The sequence below is a fragment of the Rugamonas brunnea genome (assembly GCF_014042345.1).
Taxonomy (GTDB): Bacteria; Pseudomonadota; Gammaproteobacteria; order Burkholderiales; family Burkholderiaceae_D; genus Rugamonas; species Rugamonas brunnea.
Genome location: NZ_JACEZT010000029.1, coordinates 1 through 15,430 on the forward strand (window position 1 = coordinate 1; position 15,430 = coordinate 15,430).

General features: G+C 52.2%; 10 protein-coding genes. 6 read left to right on the forward strand and 4 right to left on the reverse strand.

The features are described from left to right. Positions 1-1,032 precede the first annotated feature (1,032 nt). The 4 genes from H3H37_RS24555 to H3H37_RS24570 form a co-directional block, all read right to left on the reverse strand. The gene (locus H3H37_RS24555) at positions 1,033-2,253 is read right to left on the reverse strand and encodes a hypothetical protein (protein WP_182167477.1); all 1,221 of its coding nucleotides are present in this window, start codon (positions 2,251-2,253) and stop codon (positions 1,033-1,035) included. Between the two features lie 209 nt (positions 2,254-2,462). Continuing rightward, positions 2,463-2,666 (reverse strand): cold-shock protein, encoded by a 204-nt coding sequence (locus H3H37_RS24560; RefSeq protein ID WP_182167479.1) that lies wholly within the window; start codon positions 2,664-2,666, stop codon positions 2,463-2,465. A 172-nt stretch (positions 2,667-2,838) separates the two neighbouring features. Further along, positions 2,839-3,273: a DUF6896 domain-containing protein gene (locus tag H3H37_RS24565; RefSeq protein WP_182167481.1), complete on the reverse strand. Its 435-nt coding sequence runs from the start codon at positions 3,271-3,273 to the stop codon at positions 2,839-2,841. 384 nt (positions 3,274-3,657) lie between these two features. Next, positions 3,658-4,176: a hypothetical protein gene (locus tag H3H37_RS24570; RefSeq protein ID WP_182167483.1), complete on the reverse strand. Its 519-nt coding sequence runs from the start codon at positions 4,174-4,176 to the stop codon at positions 3,658-3,660. 276 nt (positions 4,177-4,452) lie between these two features. Between H3H37_RS24570 and H3H37_RS24575 the strand changes: the two genes are divergently transcribed. The 6 genes from H3H37_RS24575 (at position 4,453) to H3H37_RS24600 (ending at position 15,415) form a co-directional block, all read left to right on the forward strand. Then, positions 4,453-5,616, forward strand: coding sequence for a hypothetical protein (locus H3H37_RS24575; RefSeq protein ID WP_182167485.1), 1,164 nt, complete (start codon positions 4,453-4,455; stop codon positions 5,614-5,616). A gap of 1,110 nt (positions 5,617-6,726) precedes the next feature. Then, positions 6,727-7,797, forward strand: coding sequence for a YcjF family protein (locus H3H37_RS26195; RefSeq protein ID WP_182167492.1), 1,071 nt, complete (start codon positions 6,727-6,729; stop codon positions 7,795-7,797). A 77-nt stretch (positions 7,798-7,874) separates the two neighbouring features. Continuing rightward, positions 7,875-8,849, forward strand: coding sequence for a GTPase (locus H3H37_RS24585; RefSeq protein ID WP_182167494.1), 975 nt, complete (start codon positions 7,875-7,877; stop codon positions 8,847-8,849). Positions 8,850-9,093: 244 nt separating this feature from the next. Beyond that, a complete protein-coding gene (locus H3H37_RS24590) occupies positions 9,094-10,932 on the forward strand; it encodes a type I restriction-modification system subunit M (protein ID WP_182167496.1) in 1,839 nt (612 codons plus the stop codon). Next, positions 10,929-12,302, forward strand: coding sequence for a restriction endonuclease subunit S (locus H3H37_RS24595; RefSeq protein ID WP_182167498.1), 1,374 nt, complete (start codon positions 10,929-10,931; stop codon positions 12,300-12,302). Before H3H37_RS24590 ends, H3H37_RS24595 begins: the two co-directional genes overlap by 4 nt. After that, positions 12,302-15,415: a type I restriction endonuclease subunit R gene (locus tag H3H37_RS24600; RefSeq protein WP_182167500.1), complete on the forward strand. Its 3,114-nt coding sequence runs from the start codon at positions 12,302-12,304 to the stop codon at positions 15,413-15,415. The genes H3H37_RS24595 and H3H37_RS24600 overlap by 1 nt, the downstream gene beginning before the upstream one ends. The last annotated feature ends 15 nt before the right edge of the window (positions 15,416-15,430 follow it).

The following is a 15,430-nucleotide window of genomic DNA, read 5'->3' on the forward strand; positions in this document are numbered from 1 at the left end:
TTGAAGCAGCTCCACTTGGAACTTAAGGAGCTGGGCTATGAGGGGTCATACGACCGTGTGGCAGCGTTTGCCAGGCAGTGGAAGGTGGGTCAATCGGAGTGGGTCAATTCTGCGAGCAAACGAACAGGGCGCGTTTTGGCAGTTAACTGCTAGGTTTGTCGCCAGTTGCCAGTCGCCAGTCACTTGGCAAAACGATAAATTCTTCGGGAGCGGTTTGCGGAATGTAAGCCGCTTTGTTCAGGGGGGCGAAAATCGATGTGTAAGTGTTTCATTCCCAGGATTTTGTGCTAACTTGAATTTGGTACGTCAGCATTGCCGGAACAGGTGTAAGGAGCCAATATGTCTTGCCTCGACCATGATTTTACGAACTGCCCTGCCTACATAGAGCTGGCCGAAGGCGAGCACTGCAAACAGCCTGGTTGCCAGCGGCGAAAGGTCATATTCCAGACAGCGGAAAGGCTGAGAGACGCTCCGAGTGGTGACCTGGATGATGTTGTGATTCCTGGGAAAACAGGTGGTAGGCTAGGAACAATTTAACGCCGCCTGAGCTACTTCAGCGTTGTTGGTGACTGCATAACGTGGAGCATTTTTTTCATGCCCTTGGTTGTGTAATCCTTGCTCGATATCTCGAGCGTAAAGTATTCAGGGGGGCTAGGTCGTAGTTGTTGTTTTTTGAAATTCTATGAAGTCGAATTCTTGCAGGTACTGGAGTCCGGCGCCTGTAACATGAACCCCTCCGTCACCGATTGGCTCCACGAATCCTACGTCTTTGAGCCTCATCATATGGCTATGCAACGGCTGATACAGTCTCCCTAGGCTCACCAATTTTCTGAGTACGTCTCGTTCCTGGGTGGTCAGTTCGATTTCCACGCGTCCCCCTACACCGTGAAAAGCACAACAGATGAGCGATTTTCAGAGTATGCCAAGAAATTAGACGAAGCAAGTGTGATATGGGAGACGCCCGTCGCGTTGCGCTTCTGTGGCCGGCGGACTGGGGCGCTGCGACTGGGCCTCGAAGATGGAATTTCAACTTCACACCGAGAGGTGGCGAGCCAACGCGCGCTGCACAAATTCGCCACCGGCTCGATTGTTGGCAATGAGTGCACGTACATCCGCTTTGACCGTCGCAGCATCCACACCCATAACACTTGCCGCCTCCATCACAGCCTCGTACGCGTCGAGAACGTCTGTGCCAGTCACGTCATATCCGTATCCGCGCATGACGCCTTGTAGAGCGGTCATTCCGGACGCCATCGCGAAGTTGGGTTGCTTGATTGCGAAATCCCTTGCCGCGCGGACTAGGGTCTTCGGGTCCGCTGGGCTTCTGTTCGCAAGCTCGATGGCCAGGTCGAAGAATCCAGCATCCTTGGCGGCCGCAAACCATTTTCCTTCCTGGCCTGGCTGACTCGCGACCAGGTCGCACAAAATCGTCTCCTTAGGCTTTCCAGGGTATTTCTTGGCGATAGCCTTGAATGTCGCCAAGTTGGTGGTAGCATACGTGCCCTCAATCGCATAGCGTGAATACGCCTCATCCGCAAATCCTGAGTCGAGCAATACCCCTTCGCAAAACTGCGCAATTGCGGCCAACGGTGCATTCAACCCCTTCGAGTCCTCCGCGTAGCGAATTGCTTCCGTGCGCTTTCCCTGGGCTGCTAAGGCCATGGCACCCCAGCGTCGCTCATGCCACCATTTGTGACTGGATTTCTCAAGCAGCATCAGGAGCTCATAGTATCTGCTGGCAGTGTATAGCGCGCTCATGCATGCAGTCGTGCCTCTAAAGAACCCGTGCTCGCCAGCGGAATTTCGGGCCCAGATGCCTTCCACCGTAGGCTTCAGGTCGTCTGCCCACTTCGATGCGACTTCTGGACTAGCACACAATTCGCCCCAGTAGTCGCCCATCGGCTCGAGGTATGGCATGTCGTCTTCTAGGATGGCCTTGTACAACCGGTCTAGCCACTTCTCACGCACAGCACGCGCCACGTCCGCCTTAGCGATGATGGGTACGAGGGTCTCGATGGCACGATTGACGGCGCTGCCGATGCCACCCGAAGAGCTGTCGACCTGTTCGATGGCCGGTGCCACCTTTTCTAGAAACAGCACCGCACCCTCGGCGGCCAGCACAGGCTCCTTCTTGGTGACCGCCTTGATTTCAGTGAGGGCTTCTTTGATGCGCTGGATGGGGGTGTCGGATTTCCAGCCGAATGCGTTGCGGCGGAAGCGAGGGGCGAATTGCCATTTGTATGCTGTGACCATGCCTGTGCGGGTACCTTGGCGTTGGGATATCAATGATGGTTACAGGCGCGAGCTTGTATTGCCAGCTTATTCGTGCAGGGCGCGGCAATTGCTGATGGTAATGTCCAGCTGCGCCGTCTGTGCGCGGCCATCAGCGGCGCACGTATATGTAGAACATGCCGACCAAAACAAGTATTTTCAGTCGGCCCCAATCAAATGTGCGATTGACCCTATGCTTCTTTGATATTCGAAGCTTGTTTACCCTTCGGTCCTTCCGTAATGTCGAACTGAACTCTTTGACCTTCTTTCAGGGTCTTGAATCCTGCCATTGTAATTGCGGAAAAGTGCGCAAACAAATCTTCACCGCCGCCGTCTGGTGTGATGAAACCGAAACCCTTGGAATCGTTGAACCACTTTACTATACCGGTTGCCATGATGAACCTTCAAAGTTGAACTACATGAGTGCCGACTTGTGCGCAGCTTGGCCGCCTCGCGGTCGGGTGCTTCGAACGTCCCTTAGCGGGATGCCGAAATTATATTGTAGCCAAGTTGTCGGACTGTTGAAGAGCTTGACCAGCGCATTCTCGATTTTTTGCGTGATAGTCGCTATGAAGTGGCTGAGTAATAGAGCTGACCGGCTCGGAACAACTCGCCTAAGCCAACCGCTTCAATGAACGTGGCTTCGAGCTCCAATTCGGACGCAAATCCATATTCCTGAATTCGCTCAGATGCAAAGGACTGAAGCCGCCAAATATCGAATCCGGTCGTCTCGCCATTTGAGCCGAAGTCGAAGTCCACCAAGGCACCTGGCAGATGCACCGCACAACCATAGCCGTGCTTCACAAAGGTGACCGCACCCGGCAAAAGCCCTTCAGGCGCAACGTCATTTTTAGCCCAATCCCGATTGGTGACGGGGAGTGTGATGCCACCTTCAGTTATCAGGCGGACCGCTGAGGAGACAGAAGATAGGTAGTCCTGAATAAGTAGTGAAAGTCGCGGGTCCATGTTGTGCCGCCCAAGTCCGTTGAGTTTGGGAAGCATACACCCAGCGGGGAGGGAATGGCCAGCTGGGCTTTAGGTGGCATTCATCCTCGTGATACACCCCATTACAAATGATGATTGGCGAAAAATGGCGCAGTGCAGCATAATTGACTTGTCTCCTCCAACTCCCTCCAAGGATTGGATTTAACCCGCCCCCAGTTGGCGGGTTTTTTTTTGCCAAAATTACGGCTTCGAGATTGGCGCGATGGCCCGAAGGGCGGTGGGTACGGGTTTCGTATTGTGCGCCCCTTGCTGCCAGCAATATGCGACGCCAATTGGCCTAGGTCCCGTGCCGCCGGAGATTCGAGTTGGCCTTTGACTTGATGGAAATATAATTTCCATATAGAATTATTTTATAAAATCTATCGCCTGTTGCCGATAAGACTACAGGGCAGTCAGCGCTTGTCCAAATTGCGAGGACGTGAACAAAGCCGTGATTGAAACGTAATATTTATTGAGTGATACATGGGCGCTGACGACATTTCGCTGCTTCGCTATTCGGAGTCCTGCAAGGCCGTGGCCGCCGAATACATTGAGCGCGCGACCCGCTTCAATGTAACCGACCTGCGCGTACTTGACGCACGTCCGGTAGTGCGTCAGTTCCTCATTACGATTCGGCACGAACTGGAGGTTATTTCCGACGCTCGCGACCATCATGGTGTACACAAACCGGGACAGGGAGACTTTAGTAGCTCCGACTGGAAGTGGTACCAAGAGCAAGTCACTTCTCAGGCGCAATCCGAATTCGCGCGGCCAGAAACGATGGACGCGCTGGTCAGTGCGGTTAGGAACCAGGCATACGCTGCAATCTCGACCAAGACCTGCATCCGAACGCATCCCCGTCGCTTGTTCCATACCTATAAGTGCAGTGGTTGTCACGGCTCCGGTAAAGTAACCTGTCATGGCTGCTCTGGCTCGGGCAAGGTGCAGTGCGGTGGCTGCCACGGTAGTGGTCGTGTCAGCTGCGGCACATGTCATGGCTCTGGTAGCGTGACGCAGACTCGGCAGGTTCGTGATTACAACGGATACAGTCGCACAGAGACCCAATATCGTTCGTGCCATGCTTGTTCAGGCGGTCGCGTAAATTGCTTTAGTTGCGGCGGCTCAGGGCGCAAGCGCTGCGGCACCTGCGGTGGTTCTGGACAGCTCACGTGCACGGGGTGTTCTGGCCATGGGTATTTGACCAAAATCACAGCGACACAAACCTACACCAAGCCAATTTTCAGCGGCAGATATCCTCAGGGCACGCCGGATTATGTTCATTTGGCGCTTTCAAAGGTCGGGTTTGCCAATCTGGGAGGGCACGGCCGGATTGCGCTTCAAAATGTAAACGTGGTCCGTGAAAAATCTGCGGTCGAGTTTGTCTATGAGTGCACGATGCCATTCTGCGAGCTCTCGGTCGAAGTGCGGGGACTCAAGTCGAACTGGGTTCTGTTCGGCACGACTCCGCAGATATTCGACGCCGGAGGAGCCCTGGAAGCGTTGTTGCAAAGCGATTTTGAGCAACTGGCTGCCGTCGCGGGGAGCGGTTCACGCTGGTTACCTTGGTTTCATCGCTCAGCAAAAAAAGCGGTCACTCCATTCATGGAGTCGGAGTTGAACCAGGAAGTCATCGACGCCAGCGCCCAGGGGCTGGCGCCTAAAGCGATAGTTGAACGTGTGAGCCGGGCTGTATCGGAGGCGTATGTTCAAGAATCGTTATTGAACCTGAAGAAAACGATACAGGCCGCCGCCAACTGGTCCCGTGTGAAATGGCTTCTCACCTTTATTTTGTTGTCAATTCCTTTTGCGATTGGCGCCATGGCATATCTTGACCGCGCTCATCGCCTGGTGCTGACTGCTCCCGACACGCAGCTGTTTATCAACATGCCCAATGCATCCGGCTTTCTATGGGGAATTGGGCTGATGACTGTTCCCTTCACCGTTCTGGGGTGGTTCATCGCACGATGGGCAAGTATCCGCTGGCTGAAAAGGGCCGGAGGCAAGAGGGCGGTGGTGTGGGCAGAGCGAAACGGTCTGTTGATGGGGAAATGGACGGCCGTTACGATTGTCGTTGCTGCGGTCACGACTACCAGCGCGTTCTTCAATCGCTGGCCTCTTTGGATTGACGCGGCCGGTAAAGCATATGGGGCATTTGCGCTATTCCAGCCACCACTGACAATAGAAAGAACTGCGCCAGCGATGAAGGTGGTAGAGAAGAGGAGGCCACTGCGCAAGACAAAGACGTCGCCGAAGCCGACAACTCCGGATGCGATAGCGCGGCCGCAGACACAGTCCCAGCCACAGCCATCGAATTCTGAAAGTACTCCCGAGCGAGAGTGGACTCCGGTCAATGAGCAATGATTGTTGCGCAGATGTGGCACTTATCGGCCACGTCTCTATTGCTTGGGCTTGACGACGCTATCGAATAAACGGGATGCTCAGAACTGCCGCAATGGCGGCGCCACCGGAAACGTATCCGGCCACGCTCAAGAAGCGCAGGCGTTGCCGTAGCACCTGCGGGGTCAAAAATCCTTGAAGCCATTTTTCCATTCTGTTCTCCTTGCATTGGGGGGGGGTATTTTAGCTTTGATTTCGCTCTTTAGTTGAACGTTTTGATGGGATTCTCTATGTTGAATTAACGATATAAACGGTATAAATTGTTATATCATCTGTATAGTTGTAACCAACTCTGGCGCGCAAAGGTGGGGGCGCATGAAATGGATAAAACCGCTTCCTAGATTGTAAATGCTCAGCAAATAGCGAGCCCTTCCAACAATCAACCACCCATGGAGCATAAAATGAAACGCGTATTTATCTTGAATTCCCCAGTTTGCAGTATCCGAAACCTGACCTCGGCGGAGTGCGCGCGACTGCGTGCCGTGGGCGTGAGCTGCTCACCCGCCTGGATTGTTTCGCCGGATGGGGGCGAGCGCGGCAGTGGCGGACATCTTTACTCTCCGACAGCGCAAGGCGGCCATGATAATGCTGACATTTATGCGGGGCTGGCGTAACGCTGGCAGTTCTGGGCGTGAACCTGCTGGTGGCGCATATGCCATTCCGCCTGAATGTGATTGTGGCAGATGCTGCCAGTGTCGGCATCAATGCGTTGGTCGACATTCCGCCTGAATGCGGGCGGGGCAGATTCCTTCAGCCTCGCCAATCCGCGATGTGTTGATAATTCTTAAACAAAAAAAATGGATGCTGGCAATATTCTGGTGAGGTTGTAGTGCGGGGACGACAACGAAAGGAGTGTGAGGATGTCGGTGGCAGCTGTGACGTTCACTCGTAATGGGCGTGGAGTGCGCTTGACGCTTAACGTAGAAGGCGCTCTGAATATTTTCTTCGGTGAGTTCTGTTGTTGTGACAATCTGTGTACATTCCATGTGGGCAACGATGTAGACTATTAGTAGTACAAGGACGTAGTGTATCGGCAGTCCGACCTGAGCTATTTAAACTTCACAGTGGAAGAATGTGGAAAATTTAGACAAAATAATCCAAGAAGCTATCCAGAAAGCGATTTCTGAGCGTGGGCACATAAATATTCTCATTGCAGGTCGTTCAGGCGTTGGGAAAAGTACCCTTATTAATTCTGTTTTTCAAGGCAATTTTGCCGAGACTGGACAGGGGAAACCGGTTACGAAGAGTACGCGCCAGTTTTCGAAAGATGGCATTCCGTTAACTATATACGATACCCGTGGTTTGGAAATGGCTGAGTTTCAGCAAACCATAGATGAGCTTGAGAAGCTGGTCGCCGATAAGTGCTCAGAAAGGGACAGTAATCTCCATATTCATGTCGCTTGGGTTTGTATCCAAGAGGATGGTCGACGAGTCGAGGATGCGGAGATTAAATTGCATGAGATGTTGTCTCGCCATGTTCCAATTTTATCGATTGTTACGAAAGCTAGGTCCGATAACGGATTTAAAGCTAAGGTTGGCGAACTTTTGCCGAAAGCTAAAAATGTAATAAGGGTTCGTGCTATTCGAGAAGAACTCGATGAAGGGCAGGTATTAGAAGCGATGGGGTTGGGTACTCTAATTGAAGCAACCTCAGAGCTAATTCCAGAGGGAAAGCGTAGGGCTCTAGCAGCATCGCAAAAAGCTGATGTTAAATATAAAATTAGTCAGGCTAGGAAGGTTGTAGCAGGTTCAGCTACCCTTGCTGCTGCCGCTGGAGCTAGTCCAATCCCGTTTTCTGATGCTGCAATTCTTGCTCCTATACAAATTGGCATGATGGCGGGAATAACGTCCGTATTTGGACTGGAATTATCCAAAGCGACGCTCACTACCTTAACGGGTTCAGCTCTTGGAGTGACCGGAGCAACACTAATTGGTCGAACCATTGCGGTAAATTTGCTAAAAATGATTCCGGGGGCAGGGACGGCGGTGGGTGGGGCAATTTCCGCCGCGACCGCAAGCACATTGACAGTTGCATTAGGTGAGGCATATATCGCGGTTTTAGCGAATTTTTTTACTGAAAATCCAGAGGCTACTCCAGTAATCGAGGATATAGTAGACAGACTCAAAGAAAAAATGCGCTCTTGAAATGGAATTTTTATTTTTGAATTTTTAATTGAAAATTAAATTTCTTTATAATTTCAATATGTAAAACACAATATCATATGTTTTTTTCAAATATCTTTAATGGTGGTAATCAGGCCAAAATTCCCGTGGCGGATGCGAATTTGGAGGCCGAAGATGTAGCCAGTATTATTAAGGAGTTAGTTGCCAAGCAGAAGGCGGTGACTTTTGTTTTATGCGGCCGAACTGGTGTGGGAAAAAGTAGTACTATAAATTCCTTAATTGGTGCCGACATCGCACCTGTTGGAAAGTATGAGGTTACTACAAAATCTGTTTCGGTTTATAATCATGTTCGCGATGGCGTAAAATATAATATCGTTGATACGCCTGGCCTTTGTGATGATTTGCCCGAGGAAGGTAATGATGAGCGATATTTGAAGGAGATAAAGAATAAGGCGAGTAACGCGGATTCCGTTTGGTTTGTTACTGAATTGGATGCTACGCGCTTGTCAAGCGATGAAAAACGAGGAATAAGGGCAATCACAGATTCGTTGGGGGCTGAAATCTGGCAGCGGGCTATCATCGTATTTACGCGAGCAGATAAGGTATTAGCTACTGACTTCGATGACTGCGTTAGGCAGCGAACTCGAATCGTACGAGAGGAGATAGCGAAATATGCCAATCAGCATGCTGATGAAATTCCAGCTATAGCGGTCTCGAATCTAAACGGCACGTTGCCGAACGGTCAAATTTGGCTTCCAGAGTTGTTTACACAAGTTCTCCTTCGTTTCAGTTCTTCAGGTGCCTTTTCTTTTTTTTTCTCAATGAGGAAGGACATCGGAGATGGGAAAGAGTCTGGAGTTGGGCAAGCGACCGTTGACCGCCCCCGTATTGAATTGAACTCCTCACAAAAGAGTGATATAGAGAAAGGCCTTTGGGAAAAATTCCGGGATGGAGTTGCAAGCGGCGCAGTCACAGGCTCTGCTGTTGGCAAGATGATTGCGGGCGACATTGGCGCGAAGATTGGTGCTGGCATCGGTGCTTTTGTTGGTGGGTTGTGGTCGGTGTTTTCGTAAGCGTGTGTATTTCCTAGCAGCCACTTCGGAGATGTTATGGTCTTTATGATGGATTCGTATGTAGGGGCCTAAGCTTAATTTTATGGGTCTTGAGCTGTGCATTGCGATAGGTGAACCAAGCCCTCGTATATGTGTCAGTTGACGCTTCTGGACGGGGCGGCAGGTCCCTAGACAGCTCTTTGAAAGGGTAGAATGATGCTCAGTAGAATTTATCTTTTTTGCATCATTCGAAAGCAGGTCAATAGTGAATCATCAAGCCCTTTCATCCTTCATTTGGTCAGTCGCTGACCTCTTACGCGGCGACTACAAGCAGTCTGACTACGGCAAGGTCATTTTGCCGTTTACCATCCTACGACGCCTTGATTGCGTGCTCGAGGCCACGAAGCCAGCCGTGCTGGCTGAGTTTGATGCCAAGACCAAGGCAGGACTGAACCCGGAGCCGTTCCTGGTGCGTAAGGCTGGACAGTCCTTCTACAACACGTCATCACTGGACCTGACAACGCTACTGGGTGACCAGGACCACATACGTCAGAACTTGTATGCGTACATTCAGGCGTTTTCACCAGCAGCGCGAGATATCTTTGAGCGGTTCGACTTCTACACTCAGATTGAACGCTTGGCCAAGGCTGGTCTGCTTTATCTGGTTGTCGAGAAGTTTGCGAATATTGACCTGCATCCGAATGTGGTGAACAACGCTGACATGGGCTTAGTCTTCGAGGAGCTGATTCGCAAATTTGCTGAAATCTCCAACGAGACTGCCGGTGAACATTTCACCCCGCGCGAGGTCATCCGTCTGATGGTGAACTTGTTGTTCATCGAGGACGATGACGTGCTCACGCCAGGCAATGCAGTGGTGCGGACAATTTATGACCCGACCGCCGGAACTGGCGGCATGTTGTCCGTTGCAGGCGAGTACCTGTCGGAGCACAACCCCGACGCTCGCTTGACTATGTTTGGACAGGAACTGAACGATGAGTCCTACGCCATCTGCAAAGCAGACATGCTTATCAAAGGCCAGGACGTCGGCAATATCGTAGTCGGCAATACACTTTCTGAGGATGGTCACGGCGGTAAGAAGTTCGACTACATGCTGTCCAATCCACCGTTTGGCGTTGAGTGGAAGAAGGTTGAGAAGGAAGTGCGAAAAGAGGCTGCGGAAAAGGGCTTCGACGGTCGCTTCGGCCCAGGGCTGCCGCGAGTATCCGATGGCTCGATGCTGTTCCTGCTGCACCTCATCGCCAAAATGCGTCCTGCTGTCGACGGTGGCAGCCGCATCGGTATCGTGCTGAACGGCTCGCCGCTGTTCACAGGTGGCGCTGGTTCTGGCGAAAGCGAAATTCGTCGCTACGTGCTCGAGAACGACCTGGTCGAGGCCATCATCGGTCTGCCGACCGATATGTTCTACAACACCGGCATTTCGACTTATATCTGGATTTTGTCGAACAAGAAGCCTGATGACCGCAAGGGCTGGGTACAGCTAATTGACGGCAGCAGCTTCTGGCAAAAGATGCGCAAGAGCCTGGGCAGCAAGCGTAAAGAACTATCCGACGAGCATATTGAAGATATCACGCGTTTGTTCGGTGACTTCAGTGAGGGTGACCTGGTCACAGTGTTTGATGTCAAAGGCAATGAAGTAGAGCGGAAGCTGTGTGCACCTGGCGATAAAGCGCCGGACGCGCCAGATGGCGGCAAAGTAAAGGTGGCACCAATATCCCGCGTGTTCAAGAACCACGAATTTGGCTACACCACGATTACGGTCGAGCGTCCTTTGTACGATGAAGCAGGCAAGGTCGTTGTCGGTTTGAAGGGTAAGCAGAAGGGCTTGCCGCAGGCTGACAGCTCATTGCGCGACACCGAAAACGTGCCGCTGACTGATGATGTGCAGGCGTATTTTGAACGAGAAGTACTGCCACATGCCAAGGATGCGTGGATTGACCACGACAAATCCAAGGTCGGCTACGAGATTCCGTTCAATCGGCACTTCCACGTTTTCGAGCTGCCGCGTGACCTGCATACCATCGATGAGGAACTTAAGGGCGTAACCGCGACCATCATGAAGATGCTTGAGGAGTTGGCGGAATGAGCTTGCCACGTTACCCGAGGTACAAGGACAGTGGTTTGGATGCATTTGGAAGTGTTCCTGAGCATTGGAATATGACGCGTTTGCGCTTTGTTGCTACGCTAAATCCGTCGAAATCTGAAGTGGCTAATCTGGACAAAGAAACCGAGGTCTCCTTTTTGCCGATGGATTCGATAGGCGATGACGGTTCTATTAATCTCGAGCAAGTGCGGCCTATTTCACAAGTCGAAACGGGCTACACATTCTTTCGTGATGGCGATGTGACTCTGGCAAAAATCACCCCTTGCTTTGAAAACGGTAAGGGTGCGATTATGCGCGGCCTACTTGGCGGCGTAGGATTTGGCACAACGGAACTAGTCGTAGCGAGGCCAGTTGTTGGACAAACAATCAGTGAATACCTTCATTGGTTTTTTGTGTCGTCGAACTTCAGAAAGCCTGGCGAGGGCGCGATGTATGGCGCGGGAGGGCAAAAGCGAATTTCTGATGATTTTGTGCGGAATTTTCCGGTATCGTTTCCTCCATTGGAGGAGCAGTTCGCTATCGCCACTTTCCTCGACCGCGAAACCGCCAAAATAGACGCCCTAATTTCCGAGCAAGAAAAACTCATCACGCTGCTCACCGAAAAGCGCCAAGCTACCATTTCCCATGCAGTGACCAAGGGATTGAATCCAAACATGCCGATGAAGGCCTCTGGTGTTCGATGGATGGGTGAAGTACGGGGCGATTGGAAAGTTGGAAATATCCAGTCATTTGCTAGAAGAGAGTCAGGCCACACACCTAGTCGCCAGCACCCCGAGTATTGGGAGAACTGCACCATTCCCTGGTTTACTTTAGCGGACGTTTGGCGAATTCGTTCGGGCTCTGTTAAATATATTCACGAAACCAAAGAGCTCGTTAGTGAGCTGGGTTTAAAGAACTCGTCGGCTCGCTTGTTGCCCGCAGGTACCGTCGTCCTTTCAAGGACCGCGTCGGTTGGATATTCGGCCATCATGGGCGTCGATATGGCGACGACTCAAGATTTTGTAAATTGGGTTTGCAACGCAGAGCTGAACCCTGAGTTCTTGCTTTACGTTTTGCGATGTATGAGGCCGGAATTCGATAGATTGATGATGGGTTCTACCCATCAAACGATTTACATGCCAGACATCGCCAAACTCAGAATGGCTCTCCCATCTATTGAAGAACAATCAGAAATCATAGCATTCCTTGACGAAAAGACAGCCGCTCTTGACGCGTTGAGCGAAGCGGCAATTCGAGGAATTTCACTTCTGAAAGAGCGACGAAGCGCACTCATTTCTGCCGCCGTGACCGGAAAAATCGACGTTCGCGACGTAGTCCAACAGGAGCAATTAACAACACAGAAAGCCGCCTAATGTCCAGTCTGCACAAGGAACTCCACTTCGAAGCCGCTATCTGTGAACATCTGCGAGCCAACGGTTGGCTGTACGCTGAAGGCGATGCAGCCAACTATGATAAGCAGAACGCACTGTATTTGCCCGACCTGCTGGCTTGGCTTGAGGTTACGCAGCCGGACAGCTTACAACGGTTGAACAAAACGCACGGTGCCGCGACGGCAAAGAACCTAGCGGAGCGCGTCCGCAAGAATCTGAACGAACGTGGCACGCTTGACGTGCTGCGCCGTGGCGTCGAAATGCTTGGCTTGGTCAAGCCGTTGTCCTTTGTGCAGTTCAAGCCAGCACTTGCCATCAATCCGGTTATTCAGCAGCACTACGCTGCGAACAGGTTGCGTGTGGTGCGCCAAGTTCATCACTCGCCCAACAAGGGGCATGAATCGATTGACTTAGTGCTGTTCGTGAATGGCATTGCGGTAGCGACACTGGAGTTGAAATCCGAGTTCACGCAGAGCGTTGGCGACGCAATTGACCAGTATCGTTATGACCGTGACCCTGCACCGAAGGGCGGGGTGGTTGAGCCGCTGCTGTCGTTCCCGGGTGGTGCCCTGGTGCACTTCGCTGTGAGCCAAGCCGAAGTTCAGATGACGACGCGCTTGGCTGGCACTGCGACACGCTTCCTGCCATTCAATAAAGGTAATCATGGTGCCGCCGGTAACGCGCCTAATCCTGATGGCTACGCGACGTCGTACCTTTGGGAAGAGGTCTTTTCTAGAGACAGTTGGTTGGAAATTATCGGCCGTTACCTCATCGGAAAACGCAACGATAAGAAACAACTGGCCAGTGTGATTTTCCCGCGTTACCACCAGCTGGACGCGACGCGGAAATTGGTTGCTGATGTCTTGGCGAATGGTGCAGGTGAGCGGTATCTGATTCAGCACTCGGCCGGGTCCGGAAAGACTAACTCGATTGCGTGGACAGCTCACTTCTTGGCAGACCTACATGGCGCCGATAACAAGAAAATGTTCGACAGCGTGCTGGTGGTTTCCGACCGCACTGTGCTTGACTCCCAGCTACAGGAGGCCATCTTCGACTTTGAGCGTACCACCGGCGTCGTCGAAAGTATCACCAACGAGAACGGCAGCAAGAGCGCTCAGTTGTCGCAGGCCCTGAAGAACGGCAAAAAGATTATCGTCTGTACGATACAAACTTTCCCGTTTGCTCTGAAGGCTGTGCAGGAGCTCTCCAGTACGGAGGGGAAAACGTTCGCCGTCATCGCTGACGAGGCCCATAGTTCACAAACAGGTGAGGCTGCATCAAAGCTGAAGCAGTTGCTCTCGGCCGAAGAGTTGGCGGAGTTGCAGGACGGCGGCGAAATTGGCACCGAGGACTTGCTCGCCGCGCAGATGGCCGCAAGGACCGGGGCAGATGGATTGACCTACGTCGCCTTTACCGCCACACCAAAATCGAAAACGATGGAACTGTTCGGACGTCCAGGCCCCGATGGTCTGCCGCAGCCGTTTCACGTCTATTCGATGCGCCAGGCAATCGAAGAAGGATTTATTCTCGACGTGCTGAAGAACTACACGACCTACAAGCTCGCATTCAAATTGGCCAACGACGGCAAGGAATATGACGAGAAGGAGGTCGAGAAGAGCGAGGCGATGAAGGGCATTATGCAGTGGGTTCGACTGCATCCATACAATATCGCGCAGAAGGTTAAGGTCGTTGTCGAACACTTCCGTGAGAATGTTCAGCCGTTGCTACAAGGACGTGCCAAGGCGATGATAGTGGTCAGCAGCCGCAAGGAGGCCGTCCGCTGGCAGAAAGAGATTGCCGGATACATTCAGAAGCAGAACTACCCGCTTGGCGTGCTGGTGGCGTTCTCCGGTGAGGTGGCCGACCCCGTTAGTTTCCCGGACCCTGTGAGCGAGAATAGCAAGGACCTCAATCCTGGGCTGAAGGGCCGAGATATCCGCGAAGCGTTCAACGAGCAGAATTACCATTTGCTGTTGGTGGCTAACAAGTTCCAGACTGGCTTTGACCAGCCGCTGCTGTGCGGTATGTATGTGGACAAAAAGCTGGGCGGTATTCAAGCGGTACAAACGCTGTCTCGCTTGAATCGCGCAGCGCCTGGTAAGGATACGACCTACATACTGGACTTCGTGAACGATGCGGCGGAAGTGCTGGCGGCGTTCAAGGCCTACTTTGAAACGGCCGAGCTCGAGGCAACGACCGACCCGCACATGGTGTACGACTTGCGCGCAAAGCTTGATAGCGCTGGTCACTATGACGACTTTGAAGTGGACAGTGTCTCCAAAGTGGCGATGGACCCCAAGGGGATACAGAGCCAGTTGCTTGCCGCTATTTCACCCGTGGCGGACCGTTTGCTGAAACGTTTCACGTCGGCGTTGGCAGACAAAATTGCGGCTGAGGCGCAGAACGATGAGAAGGTCGTTCAAGCAGCCAAGGATGTCATGGCGGCGCTGCTCTTGTTCAAGAACGACATGGGCGCATTCGTCCGATTGTACTCGTTCTTGTCGCAGATTTTCGACTACGGAAATACTGACATCGAGAAGCGCTTCATATTCTATAAACTGCTTCTGCCATTGCTGGCGTTTGGCCGGGAACGCGACACTGTCGACCTGTCTCAGATTACGTTGACGCACCACACCTTGAAGAATATCGGCAAGCAGGCGCTACCGTTAGGGCAGGGGGAGAACCCAAAACTGCCGCCCATGGAAGGTGCTGGTAGTGGCTCGGCCCAGGATAAGGAAAAGGGTCTGCTCGATGAAATCATTGAGAAGGTGAATGGTCTGTTCGAAGGCGAGCTGTCCGACAACGACCAGCTCGTATACGTGAATGGCGTAATTAAGGGAAAGCTGCTGGAGAACGAGACGCTGATTCAGCAAGCCGCCAACAACAGCAAGGAACAATTCTCCAATTCCCCAGACCTGTCGAATGCACTGCTCAACGCCATCATGGACGCGCTTGACGCCCACACCAGTATGAGCACGCAGGCATTGGATTCGCAACGTGTTCGAGATGGATTGAAGGACACGTTGTTGGGGCCTGCGCAGTTGTATGAAGCGCTGCGTGCGCGTTCTGTAAACCTCGGCGGTATTAGGCCTTAATTATAGGAGCACGTA